The following is a 10,781-nucleotide window of genomic DNA, read 5'->3' as shown; positions in this document are numbered from 1 at the left end:
AAGACCTCGCGGCATCCATCATCGACAGGCATCGACGGCGGCACCAAGCCATGGAATCCGCCTACAGAAAGCAAGCCACCATGCTCTCAGCATCAGATTGAAAGACAATCTGACAAAGTAGAACTAATCTTGACCCATGAGCACGATGAACATATCCCTACCTGACGCACTCAAGTCCTTCGTCGATGAGCAGGTCAATCAAGGCTGCTACGGCACGAGCAGCGAGTACGTGCGCGAACTGATCCGCAAGGACCAGGATCGCCTGCAACTGCGTGGCCTCCTGCTCGCGGGCGCAGCGTCTGTACCCGCAGCCCCGGCCGATCCTGCCTACTTCGAGGGCCTGCGTGATCGGGTGCGCAAGGCGGCCAAGGACAGCGCTCGCGGGTGACGGCCAAGCCAGTGGTACCGCGTGAACTGGCCAACCGGGACGTTGATGACGCGATTGCCTAATACCTCAGCGAAGACGCTGAGCAAGCAGCGCTCGGCTTCATTGATGCCGTCGAGCAAGCCTATGCGCACATCGGTCGCCATCCGGCTACCGGATCGCCGCGCTACGCCCACGAATTGAATCTGCCCGGCCTGCGTTTCTCGCCGAGTGCACGCTATCCCCACCTTGTGTTCTACATCGAGCGCCCGCAACACATCGATGTCTGGCGCGTGCTGCACGGCCAGCGCGACATCCCGGCGTGGACGCACGAGCCCGAGAACATCTGAGTCGCACGCGGGCAAGAGGGCACCACTTTACCGTCCCGGAATTCTGACTTCTGGACGCTTCGCTCACGCCGCGGCCCATTCCGCGGAGAGCAGGGCGGCCTGCTCCAGCACGGTTGCCGTTGCCTTCTCCTGCTTGTCCGGCGGATAACCGTAGCGCCTGAGAATCCGCTTCACCAGTACGCGCAATTGCGCGCGGACATTCTCGCGCAGCGTCCAGTCGATGGTCACATTGGCGCGCACGGTCTTCACCAGCTCCTGCGCGATCGTGCGCAGCGTTTCGTCGCCGAGCACCTTCACCGCGCTGTCGTTGGTTTCCAGCGCGTCGTAGAACGCCAGTTCGTCCTCGGAGAGCCGCAGCGCCCTGCCGCGTGCGTGCGCCTCGCGCATCTCCCTGGCCAGCCCGATCAGTTCCTCGATAACCTGCGCCGCTTCAATCGCCCGATTTTGATAGCGGCGGATCGTCTGCTCCAGCATCTCGGCGAACGAGCGCGCCTGGACGACGTTCTTGCGCCGCCGCGTAGCCAGTTCGCCCTGCAGCAACTTCGCCAGCAATTCGACCGCAAGGTTGCGCTGCGGCATCCCGCGCACTTCGGCCAGGAACTCCTCCGAGAGAATCGAGATGTCGGGCTTGGCGAGCCCTGCCGCGGCGAAGATGTCGATCACGCCCTCCGGCGCCACCGCGCGCGAGATGATCTGCCGCACCGCGTGCTCGATGTCCTCCTCGGGCCGTCGGTCGCCAGGTGCGCGCTTGGCGAGGACGGCCCGTACCGCCTGGAAGAACGCCACGTCGTCGCGGATGCGCAGCGCCTCGCTGTGCGGCACCGCCAGCGCGAAGGCCAGCGACAGCTCACGCACCGCGCCGACGCACCGTTCCTTGCCGTTCTCCTGCGCCAGGATGTGCTCCTGCGCGAGCGGCAGCAAGCCCAGCCGCTGCTGCGGCGTGCCGGTCGTCCACTTCGACCAGTCGAAACCGTGGAAGAGCCCGCAGCAGACCTCGTACTTCTCCAGCATCACGGCGACCGCTTCGTCCTGGTCCAGCGCCGTGCGCCCGGTGCCACCGCTCTCGGTGTACGTCGCCAGTGCCTGCTTCAGCTCCTGCGCGAGGCCCAGGTAGTCCACCACCAGCCCACCGGGCTTGTCCCTGAACACGCGGTTGACACGTGTGATCGCCTGCATCAGCCCATGCCCGCGCATCGGCTTGTCGATGTACATGGTGTGCAGGCTCGGCGCGTCAAAGCCCGTGAGCCACATGTCGCGCACGAGGACGACCTTGAACGGGTCCTTCGGGTCGCGGAAGCGATTGGCCAGCGCCTCGCGCCGCGGCTTGCTGCGGATGTGCGGCTGCCAGTTCGCCGGGTCGGAGGCCGACCCGGTCATCACCACCTTGAGCGCGCCGCGCTCGTCGTCGGTGCCGTCCCACCCTGGCCGCAGCTTCACGATCTCGCGATACAGCTCGACGCAGATGCGCCGGCTCATGCAGACGATCATCGCCTTGCCGTCCAGCGCCTCGAGCCGCTTCTCGAAGTGCTCGACGATGTCGCTGGCCAACAGTTCCAGCCGCCTCTCGGCGCCAACCACGGCCTCGAGTTGCGCCCACCTGGTCTTGAGCTTTTCCTTGCGCTCGACCTCCTCGCCCTCGGTCGCCTCCTCGAAGCCGGGGTCGATCTTCGGCCGCTCGGCCTCGTCGAGCGCCAGCCTGGCCAGACGGCTCTCGTAGTAGATCGGCACCGTGGCGCCGTCCTGCACGGCGCGCTGGATGTCGTAGACGCTGATGTAGTCGCCGAACACCGCGCGCGTGTTGGCGTCGGTCAGCTCGATCGGTGTGCCAGTGAAGCCGATGAACGAGGCGTGCGGCAGCGCGTCGCGCATGTGACGCGCGTAGCCGTCGATGAAGTCATACTGGCTGCGGTGCGCCTCGTCGGCGATCACCACGATGTTGCGCCGGTCGGAGAGCATCGGGTGGCGGTCGCCCTTCTCTTCCGGGAAGAACTTGTGGATCGTGGTGAACACCACCCCGCCCGCCGCCACGTTGAGCAGCTCGCGCAGGTGCGCGCGACTCCCGGCCTGCACCGGCGGCTGGCGCAGCAGGTCCCGGCAGCGCGAGAAGGTGCCGAAGAGCTGGTCGTCGAGGTCGTTGCGGTCGGTGAGCACAACCAGCGTCGGGTTCTCCATCGCCGGCTCGCGGATGATACGGCCAGCGTAGAACGCCATCGTCAGGCTCTTGCCCGAGCCCTGCGTGTGCCACACCACCCCCACACGCCGGTCGCCGGGCTGGCCACCCGGCTTTCCGCCTGCCTCGTAGCGGCCCTGCCCCGCCTGCAACTGCTGCGCTCCGCGCTGCAACTGCGCGGCGCGCAGCGTCTCGCCGACCGCGACCTGCACCGCGTGGAACTGGTGGTAGCCGGCCATCTTCTTGGTGATGCGACCGCCGTCGTCCTAAAAGACGATGAAATCGTGCAGCAGATCGAGAAAGCGCCGCGGCGCACACAGGCCCGCGATCACCACCTGCAACTCGGGCAGGTGCGCATCAGCCAGGGTCTCGCCCCCGATCGTGCGCCAGGGCTTGAACCACTCGCGCCCGGCGCCAAGCGTGCCCACCCGCGCCTCCACGCCGTCGGAGACGGCGAGCAGCGCGTTCGGCGCGAACAGCGTCGGCACCCCGGTCTGGTAGGTCTGCAACTGCTGGAAGGCGCTCCAGATCGTGGCGTTCTCGGCGGCAGCGTTCTTCAGTTCCAGCACGGCGAGCGGCAGACCATTGACGAACAGCACCACATCCGGACGCCGCGAGTGCTTGTTCTCGACGACGCTGAACTGGTTCACCGCCAGCCAGTCGTTCCCCGCCGGGTCGCCGAAGTCGATCACCCTCGCCTGCGCCCCGCGGATGCTGCCTCCGGCATCGCGGTACTCGACCGTCACGCCATCGACCAGCAGACGGTGCAGCGCGCGGTTGCGCACGATGAGGTCGACGCCTTCGGGCCGCGTCAGTTTGCGGAAGGCATCGTCCAGCGCCTCGGCCGGCAGCGCCGGGTTGAGCCGCGCGAGTGCGTCGCGCAGGCGCAGGGCCAGGACGACCTGCCCGTAGTCGTCGCGCTCGGCAGCGGCTTCGCCGGGGGCGATCTCGGCACCACTGCGAACTCGCCAGCCGACACTTTCGAGCCACGCGAGCGCGGCCTGCTCGACGACGGATTCGGTGAATCCGCTCACGTGACCGGCTCGGCGAGCATGTTCATCACCAGCCGGATCATCACCTCCTTGTCCGTCGGTGCCGATTCGGCCACCAGCAGCGCCAGCGCGGCCAGCCCGACATCGTTGATCACGGCCTCGCCGTTGCGGATCAGCCGCCCGTTGCGGTGCAGGAACTCGACGAACAGGAACGAGCCGATGCGCTTGTTGCCATCGGAAAAGGGGTGGTTCTTGATGACGAAGTACAGCAGGTGCGCGGCTTTGGCTTCGACCGTCGGATAGGCCGGTTCGCCAAACACGCTCTGGTCGAGGTTGCCGAGCAAGGCGGCCAGCCCGTCCTCGCGCTCACGTCCGAACAGTTCGGTCGCCTCGCCGCGCGCGAGCAGATCCCGCTTGAGGCGCACGATGGCTGCACGCGCTTCGGGCGCCGGTGGCAACAGGCCGCCGACGATGCCCTTCGGCTCGACCAGCAATCCCTCGTCGTAGCGCTGCAGGAGCAGGAAGGTCTGTGTGTAGCGGGCGATGACATCAACGAGCCCGCGGCCCTGATCGGTACTCAGCGCTTCGCCGGCGGCTGCCTTGCGCACCAGAGCGAGCGCGGCTTCCAGTTCGCGCGCGTTGTGCTCGAAGCGCTGGCGGTTGAGGGTGTAGCCCCGCACCAGGTGCTCTCGCAGCGTGCGCGTGGCCCAGAGCCGGAACTGCGTGCCACGCAGGGACTTGACGCGGTACCCCACAGAGATGACCACGTCGAGGTTGAAGTGATCCACCTCGCGGGAGACGGTGCGCGCGCCCTCGGTTCGAACCTGTGCAAATTTTGCACAGGTTGCCGCCGGGTCGAGTTCGCCCTCCTGGAACGTATTGCGGATGTGCTTGGTCACGACAGAGCGCTCCCGCCCAAACAGATCGGCCATCTGCTGCTGGGTCAGCCAGACAGTCTCGCGATCTAGCTTTACCTCCACGCGCACGCCGCCGTCGGGCGCCTCGAAGACAAGGACTTCGCCGCTGGGTGCCTGCACCATCACAGGGTCCTCCCGGTAAGCCTCGCAGCGGCCATGCGCCGCCGATCGCTGCAGGAGAGCAGCAACAACGACTCGGGCGACCGCCGGGCCATGGCCACCTGTCCATAGGCGTCGCGGCTGGCCGCGGGCTTGCCGGGAGCGATCCCGGTGCCGTTACGGATCCGCCAGCCGGTGCTCTCGATCCAGGCGAGAACGGGCTGCTCTACGACGGATTCGGTGTAGCCGCAACTCATGTCACCAGTTCCCCTCGGCCCAGTACGAAGCGGGCGCGCTCGCGGCGCAGCATCTCGTAGGGTGTCATGAATCGAATGCCCAAGCCGATGCAGACGTTGGGGATCTTGATGCGCTTGACGGAGTTGGCCGGCACTTCGTGCGTCACCACGACGTGCCCGTCCGCAAGGGCGTGGGCGATCAGGTAGAAGTCGGCAACCTGCAGGAAGGTGCTGATGGCTGCCGGTTCGTACTGTTGCTGCGTAACCCACGTGCTGACAGCGCCGAACTGTGCTGCGACCGAGACTCCAGTTCTCAGAAACAGACCATGGCCACGTTCGCGCATCCAATCGTTCAGCTCGTCGGCGCCCGCGGCGATTTCATCCGCCACTTTGTCGATGCTGAACACGCGACCGCCCGCGCCGTTGTCGATCAGCCAGTCCCAGAAGGCAGGGCAGAAGTCCAGCCCATAATGCAGGTTCTTGGCCTGGATGAAGACGTTGGCATCGAGCAGGTAGGTCACAACATCACCCCCAGCTCTCGCGCCGCTTGGTAGAACGTGGCCGTCTTCCGTACGCCCAGCATGCGGAAGGCGTCTTGAAACAGCGTCTGTCCTTCGAGCGTGCTGGAGAGCACCGCTCGCGCGAAGCGCCTGCCGGTTCGCGCGCCCAGAGTGCGGTAGAAGTCACCGCCGCCGGTACCGCCTCGGTCGAGCGCGCGGATGCGGGCCAGTTCGTCCCGATAGCTTTGCCAGAGGGTGGCCTCATCGATGAAACGCGCATCGAACAATCGACGCAGCGCCACCAGCGTGCTGACCTTGAAGATCCGCGCCAGGCGCTGGATCTCTTCTGCTATCGGGACGTCGGCCTGATGCTCGCGCCGCAAGACCGCCAGGGGCACCAGAAACTCCGCTGCAACGGCATTGCACCAGCGTTCCACACGTTGCGCCGGCAGTTGCCCGGCTACCGGATCCGAAACACCGCTCTCGCCCAGCCACAGGTGTGCCAGTTCATGTGCCAGGGTGAACATCTGCGCGGCCTTGCTGTCGGCCGCATTGATGAATACCAGCGGCGCCAGATCATCTGCCAGCGCGAAGCCGCGAAACTCCTCGACATCCAGCTTGCGGTGACTGTTGCTGCCGAGGATGGAGCTGGCCATCACCAAAACGCCAGCATCCTCCGCCTTGGCGACGAGCTGGCGCAGCGCGTCGGTCCACGTAGGCAGTCGTTGCCGGTCCCCGACAGACAGCGAAAGCGCCTGCCGCATCGCCTCGGCTACACGCTCCGGGGAGTCCTGGATTCGCGCACTACCCACAAAGGCCAGAGGTGCCAGCGCGTGCACGCGGGCATAGTCGCGAAACCAATCCTGCCGCTGCTGGCACAGGTAGATCGTGTCCAGCAGATTCGGGCTTGGACGGGCGACCACCCGATCGGCCAATGTACGGAAATCGGGGATCGGTAGCACCTCTGGCGGCGGCGCCGGCAGGAACAGATAGCCAATAGGGACGTGTACCGTGCGCGCGAAGTCTTCCAGTTGCCGCAGGGTTGGCAGCAAGGTACCGTCCTCCCACTCGCCGAGCTTCGGGAAACGCCCTGCCAGCTCGAGCGTATTCATCCCGGCGCGCTCACGTGCCCAGGTCAGCAACTCTCGGTTGACAGGGATGCGGTTCATGCTTGCGCACCAAACATCATGTCCCATTGCCTCGGCGTTGCCCCTTCCGTTTTCCACACGTCAGCCAACCAGAGGTCAAACTCCGCGCGAAACGCATCTGGATCATCGCGCAGGATTTTGACAGGAAGAAACTCGGTATTTCCGATGAAGACACCACCTTCGACTTCTGTTCCGTCACCAAGTCGAACCTGAATCTGTTCCTCAAAGAACGAGCGAAGGGCCTGGTCCACTTGTTAGGCTCCGCGAACCCGTAGCTCGCCAGAGATTAGCCGTGGAAGTAGTGAGTCTCTCAGCGCCGCGAGCGACCGCGACTCGCGCGCGGACTCGACGATGCGCTCGTAAAGAGGACGCACTTGCTTCTCAAACGTGAGCATCACTTGGGCTGATGGCGTGACGATGGGAATTGGCCTGAAGTTCGCCTTGCTTATCTCAAGGAACGTGGAGCCGTTGGCGCGACTGACGATGTCTTCGTGCGCGACACTTGCCCACAGGAGCAAGAAAAGATTCGACGTGCCCGCCTTCGCCACCATTGCGATGAATCCCTGATTGATCGCTACGGGAAGCTCGGCGACCGCCAAGTAGCCAATCGGCGCTCGCGATGACAGCAGGATGGTTCCCTTCGGCAGAAGCCCTGAACCAACCTGCGACAGTCCTGCGTCAGTAATCCGCCGCTCCGTGCCGAGTAGGACTGGCACCAACAGGCCGGACAAGTCTTTGGGTGTTGCCCATGCGTGTTCCCCGCCCTCCCAGTAAGACGACTCCTTGGTGCTCGGCGTCGTTCCGCCCAACACGTCCGCCAAGTCACCGATGGGTTTGATCTCCCACCCCTCTGGAATCTCGCCGAGTTCGGAGTCGACGAGTCGGGCGGGGAAGAGGTCGGCGAGGGGCTTGGGGAGGCCGGGGTCGCGGCCTTCGCCCTTGGCGCGAACGGGGCCGAAGTCGACGAACCACGACTTGAAGAGCGCCCGCACCATCGCCTCCAGCGTCTCGTTCATCCGCCGGTTCAGGTCGATCTTGTCGTCCAGCGTGCCGAGGATTTGGGCGATGGCGCGTTGTTCGCCTATTGGCGGGAGCGTGATTCCGAGCCGCTTCTGATCAATGAGGCTGAGATATGGCGCCATGTCGGTGGACGCCTTCATACCGGCTAGCTGCTCCGTGAACTCTGGGCCCTTGCTCCAGTAGCGGAGGAACCCGCCTTCGACGCGACTGGGATCAAGACTGCGCCAGTAGCTCAGGTGCGGGGAATAAACGAACGGCGGCATCGATGGCGTTACATAGGTCGTGCGCCCCGTGCTGTTGCCCTTCGTTGTGATCACTGCGTCACCTGGTTTCGCCACCTTGGACTGAACTCGCGGTTCAAACGCGACGTGGAAGCGCTCCACACCGTCAAAGTTGATGTGGGTGTCGGTCACGTGTCCGGCGCGAAGAAACATCAACCCATCGCCACCAAGTTCCTCATTCTTTGCGCGATAGCCGTCCCCGATCTCAAGCACGCCCTCGGAGATCAGCTTGACAAATGTGGTTCGCCCGAACCGCTCACCCGCCATACCCAAGCTCCTTCAGGTTAGCATCGATGGCGGCATCGAGCTTCGCGGCCTCTGCCTGCTGCTTGCGCAGCGTCGCGGTGAGCCGCTTCATCTTCTCCTCGAACGGCTCGCCGTCGTCCTCCTGCGCCTCGGCGCCGACATAGCGGCCTGGCGTGAGCACGTGGCCGTGCTTACGCACCTCGTCCAGTGGCGCGCTCGTGCAGAAGCCGGGCACGTCGGCGTACTCGCCCGCCTCCTTCTCGCCGCGCCAGGCGTGGTAGGTGTTGACGACGCGGGCGATGTCGTCGTCGGTCAGCTCGCGGTGGGTGCGGTCCACCAGCGGGCCGAGCTTGCGGGCGTCGATGAACAGCACCTGGCCGCGACGATCGCGGAAACGTGACTCGCCTCCGCCTCGGGTGCCGTTCCTGCGGTCGCGCGCCAGGAACCACAGGCACGCCGGGATCTGCGTCGAGTAGAAGAGCTGGCCTGGCAGCGCGACCATACAGTCCACGAGGTCGTCCTCGATCAGGTTCCTGCGGATCTCGCCCTCGCCGGACTGGTTGGACGACATCGAGCCGTTGGCCAGGACGAAGCCGGCCACGCCCGCGGGCGCGAGGTGGTGCACGATGTGCTGCACCCAGGCGAAGTTGGCGTTGCCAGCCGGTGGCACGCCGTACTGCCATCGCTTGTCGTCGCGCAGGCGTTCGCCGCCCCAGTCGGAGATGTTGAACGGCGGGTTGGCGAGGATGAAGTCGGCCCTGAGGTCGGGGTGGCGGTCGTTCTGGAAGGTGTCGCCCTGCGCGATCTGGCCGGAGTCGATGCCGCGGATGGCGAGGTTCATGCGGGCCAGGCGCCAGGTGGTGTAGTTCGACTCCTGGCCGGAGTCGATGCCGCGGATGGCGAGGTTCATGCGGGCCAGGCGCCAGGTGGTGTAGTTCGACTCCTGGCCGTAGATCGAGATGTCGGCCCTGGCCTTGGCGCCGGCGTTGCCGCCATGGCCGTTGCCCTTGGCGTGCGCGCGGATGAACTCCACCGACTGCACGAACATGCCAGACGAGCCACAGCAGGGGTCGTACACCCGGCCGCGGTAGGGCTCGAGCATCTCGACCAGCAGCTTGACCACGCAGCGCGGCGTGTAGAACTCGCCGCCCTTCTTGCCTTCTGCGCTGGCGAACTGCGAGAGGAAGTATTCGTAGACGCGGCCGAGCACGTCCTTGGCACGGCTGGCCTCGTCGCCCACCCTGATGTTGCTGATCATGTCGATCAACTGGCCGAGGCGCTGCTTGTCGAGCGCGGGGCGGGCGTAGTCCTTGGTCAGTACGCCCTTCAACGCCGGGTTGTCGCGCTCGATGCCGGCCATCGCGTCGTCCACGAGCTGGCCGATGGTGCTCTGGCGCGCCTGCGACTTCAGGTGCGGCCAGCGCGCCTCGGGCGGCACCCAGAAGATCGAGAGAGCGCGGTACTCGTCGGGGTCTTCGGGATCGGCGCCCTGCGCCTGCTCGGCGAGCAGCGCGGCGTGCTTCTCCTCGAAGGCGTCGGAGATGTACTTGAGGAACAGCAGACCGAGGCAGACATGCTTGTACTCGGCGGCGTCCATGCTGCCGCGCAGGGCGTCAGCCATCTGCCAGAGCTGGGCTTCGTAACCGACGTTGGCCGCGGTGCTGCCCGTCATGCCGGAATTGTCCTTGCGCTTTGCCAATGGCTACCTCATTCGATCGTTTGCCTGCGCCATCGACCAATGCCTAATGGCCAGGACCATGCCGTGCCGCCCCCGGCCCCGCAAGCCCTGCCGATCGGCATGTCGCGTAGCGTCGGAGCCAGGCGCAGCGCAAGACTTATTCTCACTCGCGCCACGGGTCGAATAGCGCAACTCGCGTCTTCGCATAGTCGCCCGTGTCCCGCGTGACCACCGTCAGGCCATGATGCAGCCCCGTTGCGGCAATGATGAGGTCGGGCTGCGAAAACGTATGGCCAGTCTTGCGGCCCTCTTCGACCAGAAGCCGCCACGTAAACATGATGTCTTCAGTGACAGGAAGAATTCGCTCGTCGAACATGGGCCGCACCTTGTGAGTCAGCCATGCGTTTAGTTCGGCGCGGCGGTTGGCGTCGGCAACCAGTTCAATGCCGAAGCGGATTTCGGCCAGAGTGACGGTGCTGACAAACAGGAGATCAAGCGGTTGCCCCGCGACGAAGGCCGCCACTTGCGGTGCGGGCCGGGGACGTCGCAGTTCGGACAGGACATTCGTATCGAGCAGCCAACCCGTCACAGGCTCACGTCCCGCACTGGCATCGGTACGCGCACGGGTTCGATGTCGATGTCGCGGTGCGGCGAGGCTTGCAACGCGTCGATCAATGCTTGGCCGGTGCGAATGCCCTTGAGACGGCGAAACTCCTCGGCGGCAATGACGACGACCTCATCGCGGCCATGCACGGTGACATGCTGCGGCCCCTCGCTGCG

General features: G+C 65.4%; 10 protein-coding genes and 2 pseudogenes. 2 read left to right on the top strand and 10 right to left on the bottom strand.

Translation table 11 applies throughout. The features are described from left to right. The first annotated feature begins 136 nt into the window (after positions 1-136). Positions 137-388 carry a type II toxin-antitoxin system ParD family antitoxin gene (locus tag V5B39_RS20055; RefSeq protein WP_332344606.1) on the top strand — a complete coding sequence of 84 codons (252 nt, stop codon included), beginning with the start codon at positions 137-139 and terminating at the stop codon, positions 386-388. Further along, positions 385-714, top strand: a pseudogene (locus V5B39_RS20050) (type II toxin-antitoxin system RelE/ParE family toxin). Before V5B39_RS20055 ends, V5B39_RS20050 begins: the two are co-directional and overlap by 4 nt. A gap of 63 nt (positions 715-777) precedes the next feature. On the opposite strand, the pseudogene V5B39_RS20045 reads toward V5B39_RS20050, so the two are convergent. The 10 genes and pseudogenes from V5B39_RS20045 to V5B39_RS20000 all read right to left on the bottom strand — a co-directional run. After that, positions 778-3,918, bottom strand: a pseudogene (locus V5B39_RS20045) (type I restriction endonuclease subunit R). Then, a complete protein-coding gene (locus V5B39_RS20040) occupies positions 3,915-4,916 on the bottom strand; it encodes a virulence protein RhuM/Fic/DOC family protein (protein WP_332344605.1) in 1,002 nt (333 codons plus the stop codon). Before V5B39_RS20040 ends, V5B39_RS20045 begins: the two are co-directional and overlap by 4 nt. Next, entirely contained in the window at positions 4,916-5,149 is a 234-nt protein-coding gene (locus V5B39_RS20035; RefSeq protein WP_332344604.1) for a hypothetical protein, read from the bottom strand. Before V5B39_RS20035 ends, V5B39_RS20040 begins: the two co-directional genes overlap by 1 nt. After that, a complete protein-coding gene (locus tag V5B39_RS20030) occupies positions 5,146-5,649 on the bottom strand; it encodes a DUF4411 family protein (RefSeq protein WP_332344603.1) in 504 nt (167 codons plus the stop codon). Before V5B39_RS20030 ends, V5B39_RS20035 begins: the two co-directional genes overlap by 4 nt. Further along, complete coding sequence (locus V5B39_RS20025; RefSeq protein WP_332344602.1) at positions 5,646-6,797, bottom strand: ImmA/IrrE family metallo-endopeptidase; 1,152 nt, start codon at positions 6,795-6,797, stop codon at positions 5,646-5,648. Before V5B39_RS20025 ends, V5B39_RS20030 begins: the two co-directional genes overlap by 4 nt. Beyond that, on the bottom strand, positions 6,794-7,027 hold the full coding sequence (locus tag V5B39_RS20020; protein WP_332344601.1) for a hypothetical protein: 234 nt from the start codon (positions 7,025-7,027) through the stop codon (positions 6,794-6,796). Before V5B39_RS20020 ends, V5B39_RS20025 begins: the two co-directional genes overlap by 4 nt. A 3-nt stretch (positions 7,028-7,030) precedes the next feature. Then, positions 7,031-8,344: a restriction endonuclease subunit S gene (locus V5B39_RS20015; RefSeq protein WP_332344600.1), complete on the bottom strand. Its 1,314-nt coding sequence runs from the start codon at positions 8,342-8,344 to the stop codon at positions 7,031-7,033. Then, positions 8,334-10,022: an N-6 DNA methylase gene (locus tag V5B39_RS20010; protein ID WP_434735734.1), complete on the bottom strand. Its 1,689-nt coding sequence runs from the start codon at positions 10,020-10,022 to the stop codon at positions 8,334-8,336. The genes V5B39_RS20015 and V5B39_RS20010 overlap by 11 nt, the downstream gene beginning before the upstream one ends. 142 nt (positions 10,023-10,164) lie before the next feature. Then, on the bottom strand, positions 10,165-10,590 hold the full coding sequence (locus V5B39_RS20005) for a type II toxin-antitoxin system VapC family toxin (protein ID WP_332344599.1): 426 nt from the start codon (positions 10,588-10,590) through the stop codon (positions 10,165-10,167). After that, on the bottom strand, positions 10,587-10,781 hold a 195-nt coding region (locus V5B39_RS20000; RefSeq protein ID WP_332344598.1), incomplete at its 5' end, for a prevent-host-death protein. The genes V5B39_RS20005 and V5B39_RS20000, both read right to left, overlap by 4 nt.

This window comes from Accumulibacter sp. (genome assembly GCF_036625275.1).
Classification (GTDB): Bacteria; Pseudomonadota; Gammaproteobacteria; order Burkholderiales; family Rhodocyclaceae; genus Accumulibacter.
The sequence above is the reverse complement of the archived record's forward strand: the minus strand, read 5'-3'. Positions and strand labels throughout refer to the sequence as shown.

Coding starts and splice junctions, on each gene's coding strand:
- V5B39_RS20035 (WP_332344604.1), bottom strand. CDS start 5,149: ATGAGTTGCGGCTACACCGAATCCGTCGTAGAGCAGCCCGTTCTCGCC.
- V5B39_RS20015 (WP_332344600.1), bottom strand. CDS start 8,344: ATGGCGGGTGAGCGGTTCGGGCGAACCACATTTGTCAAGCTGATCTCC.
- V5B39_RS20040 (WP_332344605.1), bottom strand. CDS start 4,916: ATGGTGCAGGCACCCAGCGGCGAAGTCCTTGTCTTCGAGGCGCCCGAC.
- V5B39_RS20025 (WP_332344602.1), bottom strand. CDS start 6,797: ATGAACCGCATCCCTGTCAACCGAGAGTTGCTGACCTGGGCACGTGAG.
- V5B39_RS20055 (WP_332344606.1), top strand. CDS start 137: ATGAGCACGATGAACATATCCCTACCTGACGCACTCAAGTCCTTCGTC.